This is a genomic window from Microbacterium sp. zg.B48 (genome assembly GCF_024623505.1).
Classification (GTDB): Bacteria; Actinomycetota; Actinomycetes; order Actinomycetales; family Microbacteriaceae; genus Microbacterium.
Genome location: NZ_JANJFE010000018.1, coordinates 144888 through 161971 on the forward strand (window position 1 = coordinate 144888; position 17084 = coordinate 161971).

The 17084-nt window shown below is 71.0% G+C and carries 12 protein-coding genes; 7 read left to right on the forward strand and 5 right to left on the reverse strand.

Annotated features, from left to right (window positions below; all coding sequences use genetic code 11):
- Window positions 1–57: 57 nt before the first annotated feature.
- Entirely contained in the window at window positions 58–2898 is a 2841-nt protein-coding gene (locus NQ152_RS14625; protein WP_257524520.1) for an FtsK/SpoIIIE domain-containing protein, read from the forward strand.
- 32 nt (window positions 2899–2930) lie between these two features.
- Entirely contained in the window at window positions 2931–4496 is a 1566-nt protein-coding gene (locus NQ152_RS14630; RefSeq protein ID WP_257524521.1) for an APC family permease, read from the forward strand.
- A 19-nt stretch (window positions 4497–4515) separates the two neighbouring features.
- Here NQ152_RS14630 and ald read toward each other — a convergent pair whose 3' ends face one another.
- Entirely contained in the window at window positions 4516–5631 is a 1116-nt protein-coding gene (gene ald / locus NQ152_RS14635; RefSeq protein WP_257524522.1) for an alanine dehydrogenase, read from the reverse strand.
- Between the two features lie 58 nt (window positions 5632–5689).
- Window positions 5690–6679: an asparaginase gene (locus tag NQ152_RS14640; RefSeq protein WP_257524523.1), complete on the reverse strand. Its 990-nt coding sequence runs from the start codon at window positions 6677–6679 to the stop codon at window positions 5690–5692.
- A 52-nt stretch (window positions 6680–6731) separates the two neighbouring features.
- Here NQ152_RS14640 and NQ152_RS14645 point away from each other — a divergent pair, with 52 nt between their 5' ends.
- Entirely contained in the window at window positions 6732–7262 is a 531-nt protein-coding gene (locus tag NQ152_RS14645; RefSeq protein WP_257524524.1) for an OsmC family protein, read from the forward strand.
- Here the strand turns inward: NQ152_RS14645 and NQ152_RS14650 are convergent.
- Entirely contained in the window at window positions 7259–7975 is a 717-nt protein-coding gene (locus tag NQ152_RS14650) for a 1-acyl-sn-glycerol-3-phosphate acyltransferase (protein WP_257524607.1), read from the reverse strand. The genes NQ152_RS14645 and NQ152_RS14650 overlap by 4 nt on opposite strands.
- A 181-nt stretch (window positions 7976–8156) precedes the next feature.
- On the opposite strand from NQ152_RS14650, the gene NQ152_RS14655 reads away from it, so the two are divergent.
- Window positions 8157–9110 carry an FKBP-type peptidyl-prolyl cis-trans isomerase gene (locus tag NQ152_RS14655; RefSeq protein WP_257502781.1) on the forward strand — a complete coding sequence of 318 codons (954 nt, stop codon included), beginning with the start codon at window positions 8157–8159 and terminating at the stop codon, window positions 9108–9110.
- A gap of 104 nt (window positions 9111–9214) precedes the next feature.
- A complete protein-coding gene (locus NQ152_RS14660; RefSeq protein ID WP_257502780.1) occupies window positions 9215–10303 on the forward strand; it encodes a 1-deoxy-D-xylulose-5-phosphate reductoisomerase in 1089 nt (362 codons plus the stop codon).
- A gap of 123 nt (window positions 10304–10426) precedes the next feature.
- On the opposite strand, the gene NQ152_RS14665 is transcribed toward NQ152_RS14660, so the two are convergent.
- Window positions 10427–12046 carry a Mur ligase family protein gene (locus tag NQ152_RS14665; RefSeq protein ID WP_257524525.1) on the reverse strand — a complete coding sequence of 540 codons (1620 nt, stop codon included), beginning with the start codon at window positions 12044–12046 and terminating at the stop codon, window positions 10427–10429.
- Between the two features lie 181 nt (window positions 12047–12227).
- Here NQ152_RS14665 and NQ152_RS14670 point away from each other — a divergent pair, with 181 nt between their 5' ends.
- A complete protein-coding gene (locus NQ152_RS14670) occupies window positions 12228–13571 on the forward strand; it encodes a site-2 protease family protein (protein WP_257524526.1) in 1344 nt (447 codons plus the stop codon).
- Window positions 13572–13676: 105 nt separating this feature from the next.
- Here NQ152_RS14670 and NQ152_RS14675 read toward each other — a convergent pair whose 3' ends face one another.
- On the reverse strand, window positions 13677–15629 hold the full coding sequence (locus tag NQ152_RS14675; protein WP_257524527.1) for an anthranilate synthase family protein: 1953 nt from the start codon (window positions 15627–15629) through the stop codon (window positions 13677–13679).
- Window positions 15630–15912: 283 nt separating this feature from the next.
- Here NQ152_RS14675 and ispG point away from each other — a divergent pair, with 283 nt between their 5' ends.
- Entirely contained in the window at window positions 15913–17064 is a 1152-nt protein-coding gene (gene ispG, locus NQ152_RS14680; protein ID WP_257502776.1) for a flavodoxin-dependent (E)-4-hydroxy-3-methylbut-2-enyl-diphosphate synthase, read from the forward strand.
- The last annotated feature ends 20 nt before the right edge of the window (window positions 17065–17084 follow it).

Below are 17084 nucleotides of genomic sequence, written 5' to 3' on the forward strand. Positions count from 1 at the left end.
TCCACACGGACCACCCGATCCCTCGCGGACCGGCGCACGGGCGGGTTGACTGCAGGCGTGCTCCGGTCCGCCGCCCCCGCCCCGCTCCCGCCGTCCTCCTCGCCGGACGGCGCCGCCACTTCGGCTGAACCGCTCGAGCTGCCGGCGCCCTGGCACCCGCCTGCGCGGCCGGGCGTGCCGATCCTGGCCTCGGTGATCCCCGTGCTGGGTGCGGTGGGGCTGTGGGCCGTCACGGGGTCCGTGCTCACGCTCTGGTTCGCGGCGCTCGGTCCGCTGATCGCCGGAGCGACCATGCTCGACGGCATCCGCGGCGCGCGCCGGGAGCGCAGACGTGCCGAGTCCCGCGCACGGAGCGCCCGCGCTCGGGTTGCGAGCCAGATCGGCCAGCGGCACGCCGACGAACGCGCACGCCGGTGGGCGCGGCACCCGGATGTGGCGGCCTTCCTCGCCCGCGACGGCGAGATCTGGCGCCCCGTCCCGGGGCGGGGGCACGCGCTGGTCGTCGGCGCGGGCACCGATCGCAGCGAGGTGCGGGTGACCGGCGGCGGCGACGACCCCGAATCGGTTCAGCTCCGCGCCCGGGCGGCACGCCTCGAGCGCGCGCCCGTGGTGGTCGCGGCGGCCTCCGGCATCGCCATCGTCGGGCGGCCGGTGCTGGCCGGCGCGGTCGCCCGTGCCCTGGCGATCCAGCTGTGCATGGCGCTTCCACCCGGCGAGCTTCGGATCATCGGTCCGGTCCGGGGCGAGGACGAATGGGCGGAGCGTCTCCCGCACCGCCAGGCCGGCACCGGCACGGCCCTGTGCCTGGTCGGCCCGGGCCAGGCGATTCCCCCGGGAGCCGAGATCGCGATCGTGCGCGCGGAGGTCGCGCCGCCGCCGGCGTGCGGATCGGTGCTGACCGTCATCTCACCGGGCCGCGCGCACATCGACGCCGAGGGCGATGTGCGTGAGATCGCCGTGGAAGCGCTCAGCCTGGGCCAGGCGGCGACGCTGGCGGACGAACTCGCGGCGCGCGCCGCCCGACTCCTCGGGACAGCCCGCACGCCCGAGACCGTCGCCTTGGCCCCGTTGCTGGCGGACGCGCCGACCGCGGCCCGCGGGCGATTGCCCGCCGTGATCGGGCACGAGGCGGGCGAGACCTTCGTGATCGACCTCGTCGCGGACGGCCCGCATGCCGTGGTGGCCGGAGTCACCGGGGCCGGCAAGTCCGAGCTTCTGGTCACGTGGGTCGTGGCGCTGTGCGCGACGCACTCGACCAGCGAGGTCAGCTTCCTCCTGGCCGACTTCAAGGGGGGCACCGCGTTCGACGCGCTCGCGGGCATTCCGCACGTCACCGGCGTGCTCACCGATCTGGACGGCGCCGGCGCGCGGCGAGCGATCGAGAGCCTCCGTGCCGAAGTGCGGTGGCGCGAGACGGAGCTGTCCCGCGCGGGCGCCCGCGACATCCTGGATCCGCGGGTAGTGCTGCCGCGGCTGGTGATCGTCGTCGACGAGTTCGCCGCGCTCCTGGGCGAGCATCCCGAGCTGCACGCCGTGTTCACCGATGTGGCAGCGCGCGGACGCGCGCTCGGAATGCACCTGGTCCTGGGCACACAGCGACCCTCCGGCGTCGTCCGTGAGAGCCTCCTCGCCAACTGTCCGCTACGGATCAGCCTGCGTGTCACCGACGCGCAGGACAGCCGCGTGATCCTCGGCAGCGAGGAGGCCGCCTCGCTCCCGGGCGGAGCGGCCGGCCGCGGTCTGGCGCTGGTGCGTGCGGCGGCAGATCCGGCGCTGCGCCGCGTGCGCATCGCGCTGTCCAGCGCTGCGGATGTCGAAGCGGTGGTGCGTTCCACCGACGGACCGGCTCCGCGCAGGCCGTGGCTGCCCGAACTGCCCGACCGGGTCGAGGTCGAGGATCTGGTCGCCGCGGTCGCACGCCCGCGCGACACGCTGCTGATCGGGCTCGCCGACGAACCCGATCAGCAGCGACAGCGCCCGGTCGGGGTGGGCCTGCGCGAACGCGGGTTGCTCATCGTCGGTGCGGGAGGCAGCGGCAAGACGACGGCGCTGCGCACCCTCGCCGGGCAGGCGCCGGGTGAGGTGCATTGGGTGCCGTCCAGGGGGGAGGAGGGATGGGATGCCGTCTGCGCACTCGCCCGGCACGCACCCGCGCCGGCCAGCCTGGTCGTGCTCGACGATCTGGACGCGCTCGCCTCCGCGCTTCCTCTGGAGTACTCCCGCGAGCTGGTCGAGCGACTGGAGAGGCTGGTCCGCGGCGCGGGTTCGGCGGGCATCTTCGTGGCCGCATCCGCGCAGCGGCTGGTGGGCGCAGTCGCGCGGCTCGCGGACCTGCTGCCACATCGGCTGATGCTCGCCGCGGCCTCGCGCGCCGAGTACGTCACCGCGGGCGGTGACCCCGCCCACTACGCGCCGGGCAGCCCTCCGGGTCGCGGTCGCCTGGACGGGCGTGCCGTCCAGGTCGCGACCGGCCCCGCGCAGGCGACCGTGCGGTCCAGGACGACCCAACCGTGGCATCCGGACCGACCGCTGACCGGTGTCGTGCTGCGGCGGTCGCCGGCTGCGCGCGGCGTGCTCTCGGAGTGGGCACGGCAGGGCGCGTCGGTGCTCTCGCTGGACGAATACTCCGGTGAGACGGAGTGGGCGGCCGGGCCGCCCATCGTGGTGGCGGGGGATGCCGAGGAATGGCAGCGCCACTGGCGGGCGCTCAGCACCATCCGATCCGACCACGACTTCGTCGTCGAATCGTCGTTCGCGTCGGAATTGCGGTTGCTGACCGGCGAGCGTGCGCTGCCGCCGTACTGCGATCCGGGCGCCCCGCGCGCATGGCTGCTTAGCGCGGGAGGGGCGCCGGAGCGCATCGTCCTGCCGGCCGAGCCGGAGCAGCGCCGCTATTGACCGGGGCGGAGGGCGCCCCATACGTTCGCAGTGTGGCTACATCCCCGACAATCCTGGACCGACCCGAAGGGAAAGGACTCGCGGCCGGAACGCTCGGCCTGTGGGGCTCGACCGTCATCGGCTTGGCCTCCACCGCGCCGGTCTACTCCCTCGTGGCGACACTCGGCTTCGTCGTGCTCGCGGTCGGAGCACAGGCGCCTATCGCGTTCGTCATCGCGTTCGTGCCCATGCTGTTCATCGCCTTCGCGTACCGCGAACTGAACAACGCCGTCCCCGACTGCGGGACCACCTTCACGTGGGCCTCGAAGGCGTTCGGGCCCTGGGTCGGATGGCTCGGCGGGTGGGGCGTCGCCGTGGCCGGAATGGTCGTCCTCGCGAACCTGGCGCAGATCGCCGGCATCTACTTCTGGGCGCTCGTGGACGGCATCGTGGGCAACCCCGACGGCAGCCTGCTCTCCGACGACGTCGCGCTCGTGACGGCCACCGGCGTGGTCTTCATCGCGCTGATGACCTGGGTCAGCTGGCGCGGTGTCGAGATCGGCGAGCGGATCCAGAACATCCTGCTCGGCATCCAATATCTGGCCCTTGTGGTCTTCGTCGTCGCGGCGCTATGGCAGTTCTTCGCCGGCACCGCACCGAATCCGACGCCCTTCGACTGGGCGTGGTTCAACCCCTTCGCCTTCACCGAATGGAGCGGTTTCGTCGAGGCGATCCTGCTCGCCCTGTTCATCTACTGGGGCTGGGACACGTGCCTGGCTCTGAACGAGGAGACGAAGGACCCCAAGCGCATCCCCGGTCGGGCCGCGCTGCTGACCACCGTCATCCTCCTGGTCACCTACGTCGGGGTGACCGTTGCCGCGATGATGTACGCGGGCCTGGGCGATACCGGAACCGGGCTGGGCAACGAAGCGATTGCCGACGACTTCTTCCTCGCGATCAAGGACGGCCTGCTCGGACCGGTCGGCTGGGTCCTGGTGGTCGCGGTGATGATCTCGGCGATCTCATCGACGCAGACGACGATTCTTCCCACCGCTCGCGGCACGCTGTCCATGGCCGCCTACCGGGCGCTTCCGAAGCGGTTCGCCACCGTCCACCCCAGATACAAGACACCGTCCTTCTCGACGCTCGTGATGGGCGTCGTGGCGTCCGTCTACTACGTCGGCATGACGCTGATCAGCGACAACATCCTGCAGGACTCGATCCTCTCGCTGGGACTCGCGATCGCGTTCTACTACGCGATCACCGGCTACGCGTGCGTCTGGTACTTCCGTCGCGAACTGTTCATGTCCGCCCGGGACTTCATCTACAAGGGACTGCTCCCGCTCCTGGGCGCGCTGATGCTCACCTACGCGTTCATCCAGTCCGCCATCGACATGTACGACGTCGACTACGGCTACACGGTGCTGTTCGGGATCGGCGGCACATTCGTCCTCGGTATCGGGGCACTGGCGTTCGGGGTGGTGCTGATGCTGCTGTGGTTCGCGTTCCCGCGGTCCAAACCGTTCTTCCGGGGCGAGAGCCTCAATCGGGAAACGCCCGTCCTGGTCCCTGAGGACCCCGCCGAGTACGGCCGGTCGATCGACGGCGGGCTGGTCTAGCGCGGCCCTGCACCCGCCGTCAGGCCACCGCGTCTGCGAGGGGGACCAGTTCCAGGGCGTGTGCGGTGGCCACCCCGGCGTTCACGACGGCGCCGGCGACCGTGTTCAGCCCTGCGGTCAGCGCCGCGTCGGCGCGCAGCGCGTCCTTCCAGCCGTGCCGGGCGATCTGCCGGATGTACGGAAGCGTCGCATTGGTCAGGGCGGAGGTGGACGTGTTCGGCACTGCGCCGGGCATGTTGGCGACGCAGTAGAAGATGCTGCCGTGCACCGGGAACGTCGGATCGGCGTGTGTGGTCGGCCGGGTGTCCTCGAAGCAGCCGCCCTGGTCGACGGCGATGTCCACCAGCACGCTGCCCGGCCGCATCCGGGCCACCATGTCGTTCGTGACCAGCTTGGGCGCCTTGGCTCCCGGGATCAGGACCGATCCGATGACCAGGTCCGACTCCACGACGGCGCGGTCCAGATCCAGCGGGTTGGACGCCGCGGTCTTGACCCGCCCCTGGAAGTGGTCGTCCAGAAAGCGCAGACGCTGGATGTTGGTGTCGAAGATCGTCACATCGGCGCCGAGCCCCGCCGCGATCACCGCCGAGTTGGCCCCGGCGACTCCACCGCCGATGATCGTGACGCGGGCCGGCCGCGTGCCGGGCACGCCCGACATCAGCAGCCCCAGCCCTCCCGCCGAGCGCATCAGCGTCGCCGCCCCCACCGTCGGTGCCAGTCGCCCGGCGACCTCGCTCATCGGGGCCAGCAAGGGCAGCCCGCCGCCGGGCAGCTGGACGGTCTCGTACGCGATCGCGGTGACCCGATCGGCGATCAGCCGCTCGGTCAGCGGCCGGTCGGCGGCCAGGTGCAGGTAGGTGAAGATCACCAGATCGCCGCGGAAGTAGCCGTACTCCTCGGCGATTGGCTCTTTCACCTTCAGCAGCAGCTCGGCTCGCGCCCAGACATCCGCTGCCTCGTCGAGCAGTTCTGCTCCCGCGGCCTCGTACTCGGCGTCGGGCATGGACGAGCCCAGGCCCGCGCCGCGCTGCACGAACACCTCGTGGCCTGCCTGGACGAGGTCGTGGACGCCGGAGGGCGTCAGCGCCACCCGGTACTCGTTGTTCTTTACTTCGGTGGGGACGCTGATCCTCATCGTGGGGAATCCTTTCCGCTCCGCCGTTGGAGCGCTCACGCCCCTTGTGGGGGCGCCTCTACAACGCGGGGCGGATCGCCCCGACGACCTGCCCTCCGCCGGTGACCGACAGAGGAAGCTTCGCCACCGCATCCGCGACATCGGACGCGGCGAGCGCACCCTCGCGCTCGAGCAGCCGGAGCGCGACGATGGTGGCCGCCCGCCCGCTTCCGTCGAGCATCTTCAGGGCCACCGTCGTGCCGTTGGGCGCGACCATGACCATGACGCCCTCGGCGCCGCCCTTCGCGAACACCCCGAGTCGCTCGATGACCACCGTGTCGGCACGCCCGGGACCGTCGATCGTCCACGGGTGCTCGCGCACGGCGCGCACGAGGGCGCCGGCGCTGCGGTGCAGCGCGAAGGGCGAGCGCTCAGCGGCGGTTCCGATCCGGTGGATGGCCTTGGCCAGGCCGGCCAGGCTCATCGAGAACACCGGGGCGCCGCAGCCGTCGATCGCCGTGGTGGCCGCCCGTTCGCCGACCAGTCGCTCCGCCACGTCGCGGATGTGCGCCTGCAGCGGATGCTGCGGCTGGAGGTAGCTGTCGGTGGGCCAGCCGTTGGACACGCACGTCAGCAGCATCGCGGCGTGCTTGCCGGAGCAGTTCATCCGGATCGCCGCGGGGCCGCTGCCATCGCGGACCACCTCGTCGCGGGTCGACTGATCCCCCGGCCAGGCGGCCGGGCAGCCCAACGCGTCCTCGCCGAGCGCGGCCGCGTCGAGGATGTCCCGCACCACGGACACGTGCCGGTCCGTTCCGGCATGGCTCGCGGTGGACAGGGCGAGTCGCTCGCCCTCGAGCGGCGCGCCGGCGGTCAGGCACGCCAGCGCCTGGATCGGCTTCAGGCTGGAGCGGGGCAGGATCGGCGCCACAGTGTCACCCACCGCGGCGACGACCGTCCCGTCGGGGCCGAGGACGATGGCGGAGCCGGTGTGACGGGACTCGATGAAGCCGCTGCGCTCCACGACGGCCAGTTCGACGGCGTCGGCTGCGGCGAAGGTCTGCGGCACCCCGCCAGCCTACCGTCGGACGAGCGTGCACCCGGGGTGTCAGACTGGGGGAATGTTGGGCGAACACCGCTACGAGCTGCGCACGACGTGGACCGGCGATCGGGGCAGCGGGACCAGTGGCTACCGTGACTACGATCGGTCCTGCACCATCCAGATCGACGGCAAGCCGGATCTTCCGGCGTCCGCCGACAAGCCGTTCCGTGGCGATCCGACGCGGTGGAACCCGGAGGATCTGCTGCTCGCCGCGCTCAGCGAGTGCCATCTGCTGTCGTACCTGCATGCCTGCGTGAAGGCCGGCGTGGTCGTCGTCGGCTACCGGGATGCGGCATCCGGTGTGATGGTGGAGGACGGACGCGGAGGCGGCGCATTCCGTGAGGTCCTGCTGCGGCCGCACGTCATCGTCGCCGAGGAGTCCATGGTGGATGCCGCCACCTCCGCGCACGCGCAGGCACACGAGTGGTGCTTCATCGCCAACTCGGTCAACTTCCCTGTGCGGCACGAGCCGACCGTCGTCGCGCTCCCCGCAGTCCCGTCCGCGAGCGGCCAGGGCGCCGATCACGCCTCGGGGGTGCCGCGGCCCTAGCGACGCTCGTGCGGGAGGACCTGCTTGATCCGTTCGATCGGGCTGTGCGCGGGCGCCTCGTTGTAGGCGTTGGCCAGCTCCTGGCCGGAGAGCGCATGGATGGCCGCCATGATGTCATCCGTCGCCAGGCGCCGCGCCTTGCCGGAATCGGCGGGGCCGTGGTGGGACAGATCCAGCGGCTCACCGAAGCGGACCGTCACCCGCGGTGTCAGCGCCGGGAACCGGGCACCGACCGGCATCACCCGGTCGGTGCCGATCAGGCCCACCGGAACGACGGGGGCCCCGGTCTGCAGGGCGAGGAAGGCCACACCGGTGCGGCCCTTGTACAGCCGGCCGTCGAGCGAACGCGTGCCCTCCGGGTACAGCGCGACGGCGCTGCCGGTCTCCAGCAGCTGGCGCTGCTGATCCAGCGCATCCAGCGCGGCCTGCCCCGCTCCGCGTTTGACCGGCACCGCACCGATCGCTGTGAAGAACTCGCGCGAGAACCACCCGGCGATGCCGGGACCGTCGAAGTAGCTCGATTTGGCGAGGAAATGAACGGGTCGGGGCGCGGCGATCGGAATGGCGATCGAGTCGATGAACGACAGGTGGTTGCTCGCGAAGATGACCGGCCCGGTCTTGGGGACGTTCGCCTTGCCCTCGACGCGGGGACGATAGATCAGCCGCGCGAGGGGTGCCACCACGTAGCGCCCGAAACCGTACGTCGCACCCATCTGCCGGACGGCTGGCTGATCGGGGGAGTCGGCTTCTCGGGCGTCGGGGATCTCCGCGGAAGTCACCCGTTGAGGGTACTCCCGTATTCATTCCAGCGTTGGCATAGTCACCTCTCAGCGGAGACAGAGGAAACATGCGAGAAGATGGGGATTCCCCCTTTCCCCTTCTCAGAGGTTCATTTTGCGCATTCGCCCGCTCGCAGCCCTGTCCGTCGCCGCGCTTTCGGCCCTTCTCCTGGCCGGCTGCGCGTCGGGCACGCCGGATGACTCCGCGAGTCCATCCGCCTCGGTCGTCGATCTGTGCGAGGCCAAAGCACCCTCGGGTGCCGCCGCCGAGGCGGTCACGGTCGAGGGCGCGGCGGGCGAGGAAGCCGCCGCCACGTTCGATTTCCCCCTGGAGATCCCCGAGCTTCAGTCCACCGTGATCGAGGAGGGCTCGGGCGACCCGGTCGAGGCGGGGCAGCTGGTGCGGTTCGCGCTGACCGGCTTCAGCGCTGAAACCGGCGAGAATATCGGCGCGATCGGCTACGGCGAGACCCCGCTGCTGCCGGCCCAGATCTCGCCCGACAACCCGATCGGTCAGATCCTGGGCTGCGCGACGCCGGGCACCCGGGTGGTCGCGACGTTCCCGCCCAGCGACCCGAACGCCGGTGAGGTGTATGTGTTCGACTTCCTCGATGTCGTCCCGACCGCCGCCTGGGGCGAGCCGCAGGAGCCCGTCGAGGGGATGCCCGTGGTCACGCTCGATGACGACGGCGCCCCGACGGTCGAACTGCCGGACGGCGACGCGCCGACCGAGGTGGAGCTGGAAACCCTGAAGAAGGGCGATGGGCCCACCGTTCTCAGCGGCGACACCGTGCTGGTGCAGTACTCCGGCGTGAAGTGGTCGGACGGCACCGTGTTCGACTCCAGCTGGGAGGCCGGTGCGCCCACGTCGTTCCAGACCACCGGTGTGGTCGACGGTTTCCGTCAGGCGCTCGAGGGGCAGACCGTCGGCTCCCAGGTCGTCGCGGTGATCCCGCCGGCCTTCGGCTACGGCGAGGGCGAGATCAACGACGCCGACCTCAAGGGCGAGACGCTCGTCTTCGTGGTCGACATCCTCGGCCTCGAGCACGCCCCGGTCGCAGCCCAGTAGGAGACCCGGCACCGAGGGTGCGGCAGACCAGCGCCTGGCCGCACCCTCCGTGCTCGCCCCGTCACCGAGGGCGGCCGCCGCGCGCGAGTAACTAGCATGACTTCATGCGTCGCGTCATCATCCTCGGGTCCACGGGCTCGATCGGCACCCAGGCCCTCGAGGTCATCCGCTCTCACCCGCGGCGCTTCGAGGTGGTGGGGCTGTCCGCCGGCTCCAACCGCGCGGCGATGCAGGCGCAGGCCGAGCAGTTCCAGGTGGAGTACACGGCCCTCGGGGCGGACGAGGCCGAGCAGCTGGTGCGCGATGTCGAGGCCGACGTCGTGCTCAACGGCATCACCGGCTCGGTCGGACTGGGACCGACCCTCGCCGCGCTGGAGACGGGCCGGACCCTGGCGCTGGCCAACAAGGAGTCTCTGATCGTGGGGGGCGAGCTGGTCACCGCGATCGCCCGGCCGGGCCAGATCGTCCCGGTCGACTCCGAGCACTCCGCCATCGCGCAGGCACTCCTGGCCGGAGACCGCTCCGAGGTGCGCCGACTGGTGCTGACAGCATCCGGCGGTCCTTTCCGTGGTCGCTCGCGCGCGGCCCTGGCCGATGTCACACCGGCCGAGGCCCTGGCCCACCCCACCTGGGACATGGGCCGGATGGTGACGACCAACTCGGCGACCCTGGTCAACAAGGGGCTCGAGGTGATCGAAGCGCACCTCCTGTTCGGCGTGCCGTACCACCAGATCGACGTCGTCGTTCATCCTCAGTCGATGGTGCACTCGATGGTGGAGTTCATCGACGGGTCCACGCTCGCCCAGGCCTCGCCGCCGGACATGCGGCTGCCCATCTCGCTGGGTCTGGACTGGCCGCACCGCATCGGGGGTGTGGGACGGCCGATCGACTGGACGGTCGCGGCATCCTGGACCTTCGAACCGCTCGACGAGGAGGCCTTCCCCGCCGTAAGCCTGGCGAAGAAGGTCGGCAGCGCCGGCAGCACCTACCCCGCGGTGTTCAACGCGGCCAACGAGCAGGCCGTCGACGCGTTCCACGAGGGTCGCCTGTCGTTCCCCGGCATCGTCGAGCTGATCGAGCGGGTCGTGGAGGCGCACGAACCGGGCTCGGGTCCGGTCACGCGCGCGTCGCTCGCCGAGGCGGAGCGGTGGGCCAGGGATGCCGCGGACCGCGCGATCGCGGTACGCGCCTGACGGGGCCGTCCGCGCGGCATCCCCTCGGCTCGCCTGTCACGACACGCGGAGCGGCCCGGCACTTCGCGCCAGGGGAGCGGACAGCGGCGAGCGGAGAGCGGACAGCGGCGCCGCAGCGGGGGCTCAGTCGGGGTAGGGCACCGGCCAGCGCGGCTCGGGAACCGGCCAGCCCGCGTCCCGCAGCGCCCGGCGGGCCAGTTCGCGGGCGGAGTACGGGGTGCGGACGCCGCGGATGTCCCGGTAGTCCTGGTGTCCGGGTCCTGCCCACAGGATCGCGTCGCCCTCGCCGACCAGCTTGACCGCCTCGACGATCGCCAGCTCCGGCGGTGAGTATTCGTGGATCTCGGCATCCGGCCGCGCCCGACGCGCCCCCTCGATCAGGGTCGCACGGATCGTGTCGATGTCCTCGAAGCGCGGGTGATGGTCGGTGACGACGAGGATGTCGCTGCCTTCGACGCCGGTGCGGCCCATGTCGTGGCGCTTGGACGCGTCCCGGTCCCCGTCGGCGCCGAACAGCATGAGCACCCTGCCCGGGGTCACCCGTCGGACGGCGGCCAGCGTCTTCTCGAACGCGTCGGGCGAGTGGCCGAAGTCCACATAGACCGCCGGCCCCCGCTCGCCGGACACCCGCTCGGTGCGGCCGGGCAGATACGCCTGGATGCCGCCATCGCGGGCCAGCGCAGCAGCCAGCCGGTCCCATTCGTAGCCGGCCTCGAGCATCATCACGATGGCCAGGCCGGCATTGGCGGCCATGTGACGGCCGATGACCGGGACGATCGTCGTGAGGGAACGCCCGTCCGCGGAGGAGAGGCGGAACTCGGTGCCGGTCTGCCGCTCGTCGAGGATCTCGACCACCCAGTCCGCGGCGGCCGCAGCGTCCGCGTCTGCGGCGATCGCGGGGGTGCCCACGGTCACGAACGGAATCTCGCACCGCGCCACCACCTCTGCGGAGGGGGCGGAGTCGAGCGAGATCACCGCGCGCAGGGCGCGGTCGGGCCGGAAGAGGGGCAGCTTCGCCTCGAAGTATTCGCGCATGTCCGCGTAGTCATCGAGGTGGTCGTGGGAGAGGTTGGTGAAGGCCGCGACGTCGAACACCAGACCGTCCACCCGGCGCCGGCTCAGAGCCTGCGCGCTGACCTCGACGGCGACCGCTTCGACGCCGCGCTCGCGCATCAGCGCGAGGAGCGCGTGCATCTCATACGCCTCGGGCGTGGTCAGGCGGGAGACGATGACCTGCCCGGCGATGTGCCGTTCGGCGGTCGAGGACAGCCCCGTTCTCACCCCGAGCTGAGTGAGGATCCCCTCCAGCAGGTGCGAAACGCTGGTCTTGCCATTGGTCCCGGTCGTGCCGAACAGGAGCGGCAGCTCGTCGTCGCGCCCCGTTCCGTACACCCATGCAGAAAGCTCGCCCAGCTGGGCGCGGGGATCCTCGACGATGACGACGGGCAAGCCGGTGGCCTGGGCGGCGTCGGCGCCGGCGGCATCCGTCACGACCGCGACCGCTCCGCTCTCCGCCGCTGCGGCGGCGTACTCCGCCCCGTGGCGGTTGACGCCCTGCACCGCGACGAACACGTCGCCGGGGCGCAGGTCGGCAGTGGCCAGGGTGAGTCCGGTCAGGGTCACATCGCGCAGATCGCCGCGGGTCTCGCGGCCGAATCGCGCGGCAAGAGCCTCCAGGGTGTGCACCGGGGGGTGGTACGGGCGCAGCACGGGAGGCAGGGAGGAGGGAGTGTCATTCGCCATGGCGGCTCCATCCTCTCATCCGTCGCTCCGGCTTTCCCCGATGCCGGTCCCGGCGCCGGGGCAGGGCGGCCGCACTGCCCCGCCCGCCGCCGGGTGCATCACCACGCCCGTCCGCTGGACGCCCCGGCCGGGAAATCCCGGCGCTCGGCGAACTCCGAGCGGCCGGCGGTAGCGTGTCGGGGTGACTGTCCTCGCGTTCGCCATCGGCATCGTCCTCCTGGTCGTGGGCCTTGCCGTGTCGATCGCCCTGCACGAGCTGGGGCACCTGGTGCCGGCGAAGAAGTTCGGCGTGCGGGTCGGTCAATACATGATCGGATTCGGGCCGACCCTGTGGTCGCGTCAGGTCGGCGAGACGCAGTACGGATTCAAGGCGATCCCGCTCGGCGGCTACATCTCGATGGCCGGCATGTACCCGCCCTCGCCCAAGGACCGGGTGCCGGCCGGATCCGGCCGACGCAACGGCCGCGCCGGCGGCGGATTCTTCGCCACGATGGTCCAGGACGCCCGCACGGCCAACGACGAGACACTGATCGGCGAGGAGGACACGCGCGTCTTCTACCGGCTCCCGGTGTGGAAGCGCGTCATCGTCATGCTCGGCGGCCCGATCATGAACCTGCTGTTCGCGATGGTCCTGTTCGCCATCCTGCTCTCCGGCATCGGCACGCAGACCGCCACCACCGTGATCGCCAGCGTCAGCGAGTGCGTCATCCCGGCCGGCGCGGAGCGCACCGAGTGCAGCCCGGCCGACGCGGTCGCGCCCGCGGCGGCCGCCGGACTGCAGCCGGGGGATGTCATGCTCCAGGTCGCCGGCCGGCCGGTGGAGACCTTCGCCGAGGCATCGGAGATCATCCGCGAGTCGGCCGGGCAGCCGCTGAGCATCCTCATCGAGCGTGACGGTGAGCGCCGGACGGTGTCCCTCACCCCCACGCAGGTGACCAGGGCGGTGACGGATGCCGCGGGGCAGCCGATCCTGGACGCGAACGGCGACGCGCAGATGCAGCAGGTCGGATTCGTGGGGATCGGCCCGGAGATCGCATTCGTGCGCCAGCCGATCTGGGCAGGACCGGCCGCGGCGATCGAGAACGTCGGCGCGGTGGCCGGGATCATCTGGCAGCTGCCGGTGAAAGTGTACGAAACCGGCGTCACGCTGGTCACCGGGCAGGAGCGCGACCCGAACGGGCCCCTGAGCATCGTCGGCGCCGGCATCCTGTCGGGGGAGGTGGCCGCCGCCGACGCGCCCATCCTGAACCGCGTCTCGGGGTTCCTGGCGCTGCTGGCATCGCTGAACATCGCCCTGTTCGTGTTCAACCTCATCCCGCTGCTGCCGCTGGATGGCGGCCATGTCGTCGTGGCGCTGTGGGACGGCATCAAGCGAGCCTGGGCGAAGCTGTTCCGTCGGCCACCGCCGGCGCCGGTGGATGCGACCAAGCTCGTGCCGGTGACCTTCGCCGTCTTCATCGGGCTGATCGTGATGGGTGCGGTGCTGATCCTCGCCGACATCTTCAACCCGATGTCGATCCTCTGACCCGATCGACGGCGTCGCTCTGAGCCGATCGACGGCGTCGCTCTGAGCCGATCGACGGCGTCGCTCTGACCCGACCGACGGCGTCGCCCGGCGCAGACGGTCGGGTCAGGCGTCGACCGGGGAGAGCGCCGCCGAGACGAGGCGCTCGAGCGTCGTCATCCCGTCGCGGGAGAGGATCGATTCCAGGTGCCCCTGCACCGATGCGAACCCCGGGCCGCGCATCGCGTACACGTCGCCGGTGATCGGGTCCGCCGCGACTTCGGCATCGCCGAGGACGGTGGCACCGGCCGGCACACGGGCCGTGAAGGTGTTGTAGAACCCGATGGATGCCGGCGTTCCGAACAGGTCGACGGTCTTCTGCAGGCCCTGGTGCGGAGCATCCAGGGGAGCCAGCTCGATGCCCAGCTCATCGGCCAGGATCTGATGGCTCAGGCACACCGCCAGCAGCGGCCGCCCGGACGCGCGCCGTCGGGCCACCACTTCGCGCATTCGTCGCATCCGTGGTGTGCCGGGGTCGCGCGGATCTCCGGGACCGGGGCCCGAGACGATCAGTTCCGCATCGTCGATCTGGGCATCGGTCACCTCGCTCCACGGGACGATCCGGACATCCAGGCCCAGGTGGCGAAGCTGATGCGAGAGCATCGTGGTGAAGCGGTCCTCGGCGTCCACGACGATCGCGCTGCGCCCTTCGAACGGACCGGCGGTGATCGAATCCTGCGGGTTCAGCCAGAACGAGGCGAGCCGGGCGTTGCGTGAGGCCAGCAGCGCGGCGATGTCGGGATCGTCGGCCAGCGTCCGCGGCTGAGCGGATGGCGCGTCGCCGTCGGCACCGGTGGGCAGCGCGAGCTCGGCCTTCCGGTCGCGGGGGATCGCGCCGATCGCGCCCAGCACGCCGGCGGCCTTGCCGTGCGTCTCGCTCACCTCGCCGAACGGGTCGGAGTGGCGCACCAGGGTGGCGCCCACCGGCACGCGCAGACGACCGTCGACGAGGTACGCCGTCCGGATCAGGATCGGCGCGTCGAGGTCGTGCGTGGACTCGCCGGCCAGGACCGCGTCGGTGCGGGGGGTGAAGAGGGCGGCGACTCCGGAGTAGTACCCGCGCGGTGTCCGTTCGTGCCGCGAGATGACCGTGCACGCGTTCTGCATCGGCGACCCCGTGACGGTGGGCGCGAACATCGTCTCGCGCAGGATGGCGCGCGGGTCGAGCCGGCTGCGGCCGCGCAGCACGTACTCGGTGTGGGTCAGCCGTGACATCTCCTTCAGATGCGGACCGGTGATCCGCCCGCCGTCCGAGCAGACGGCGCTCATCATCTTGAGCTCCTCATCCACCACCATGAACAGCTCCTCGGTCTCCTTCGTGGACTCGAGGAATTCGGTCAGCGTCTCGCTCGTCGCGCCGCCTGCGGGGTGACGGAACGTCCCCGAGATGGGATTCATCGTCACGATGCCGTCCCGCGCGCTGACGTGCGCCTCTGGGCTCGCGCCGACCGCGACGTGCCCGGGGGTGACGATCGCGAACGTCCAATACGCGCCCCGCTCATGCTCCAGCAGCGCCCGGAACCACGTCAGGGCGGCCACCGCGGCGTCCGCGGCGACGCTCGCCGTGAAGTCCCGCCGGATGACGAAGTTGGCGCCCTCACCGTGCCCGATCTCATCGGCGATGACCCGTCGGACGATGCCGGCGTAGTCGTCGTCGGCGATGTCGAAGCCGGCGTCGGCGAGGGGAATCGGCGCGGAGGGCAGCTGCGCCAGCGCCGCAGTCCGATCGAAGAGGGTGCGTTCCCGGACGACGAGGCAGCGCAACGGCGCCCCATCGTCGTGGCACTCGAATCCGCGCTCCCGCACCTGCCGGAAGGGGACGAGCGCGAGCACCTCCTGAGCGCGACCGTGTTCGTCCTGCAGGGGGATGTCGGTCAACAGGTCGACGTCGATCACATCACCGGTGAGCAGCTCGATCGTCGCCGCGTCGCGGGCGACGAGGGCGAACGGGATGCCGCGCGCGGCGATGTCGAGCAGCACGGCGAGATCGTTCGGGGGAGTCGGGGCAGACCCGGTCATGGTCGGTCTTTCGTCGTGGGGGCGGTCGCCCTACGAAGAAGACCGCCCGGAGGCGGTCTGTGGTCGCGCGAACACACCGCCTAGAAGGCGGGCCACCAGGTGCGGTTCGCAAGCATGGGCCGAACCTACCACAGGGTGCAGATTCGGATGGGCCGATACGGATGGGCAGCTGCCGATGGCGGACGCGGATGCCGGTGCGTCCCCGCTCCGGTCGGGCCGGACCTCGCGCGGATGGCGGGGGCATCCAGGCTTCGTGCGGGCGCGGCGGCGTAGGCTGGGTCACGTGCCAGCAGTGAATCTCGGGATGCCCAAGGTCCCCGAAACCCTCGCCCCCCGCCGCAAGTCCAGGCAGATCAAAGTGGGCAAGGTGCTGGTCGGAGGCAACGCGCCGGTCAGTGTGCAGTCGATGACGACGACGCCCACCACCAACATCAACGCCACCCTGCAGCAGATCGCGGAGCTGACGGCGTCCGGATGCGAGATCGTGCGGGTGGCGGTGCCGTCCCAGGACGATGCGGACGTGCTGCACATCATCGCGCAGAAGAGTCAGATCCCGGTGATCGCCGACATCCACTTCCAGCCCAAGTACGTCTACCAGGCGATCGACGCCGGGTGCGCAGCGGTGCGGGTCAATCCGGGCAACATCCGCAAGTTCGACGACCAGGTCGGTGAGATCGCGCGGCGGGCGAAGGAGGCCGGCGTCTCGCTGCGCATCGGAGTGAACGCCGGATCGCTGGACCCTCGTCTGCTGGAGAAGTACGGCAAGGCCACGCCGGAAGCGCTGATGGAGAGCGCGGTGTGGGAGGCGTCCCTCTTCGAGGAGCACGACTTCCACGACTTCAAGATCTCCGTCAAGCACAACGACCCGGTGATCATGGTCCAGGCCTACCGGCTCCTCGCCGAGCGCGGCGACTGGCCGCTGCACCTGGGCGTCACCGAGGCGGGCCCAGCCTTCCAGGGGACGATCAAGAGCGCGACCGCGTTCGGGATCCTGCTCGGTGAGGGGATCGGTGACACGATCCGAGTCTCCCTCTCCGCGCCTCCGGCCGAAGAGGTCAAGGTCGGCCACCAGATCCTGCAGTCGCTGAACCTGCGCGAGCGCAAACTGGAGATCGTCTCGTGCCCCTCGTGCGGGCGCGCCCAGGTCGATGTCTACACGCTGGCCGACAACGTCACCGAAGGCCTGAAAGACATGACGGTTCCGTTGCGCGTCGCCGTGATGGGATGCGTGGTCAACGGCCCCGGCGAGGCGCGCGAGGCCGATCTCGGGGTCGCCTCCGGTAACGGCAAGGGTCAGATCTTCGTCAAGGGCCACGTCATCAAGACCGTCCCCGAGTCCGAGATCGTGGCGACGCTCATCGAGGAGGCCAACCGGCTTGCGGCGGAGATGGGTCCGGCCGCCCCGATCGGAACGGCCCAGGTCGTCACGAGCTGACTTTCGACTCCCGCTTCACG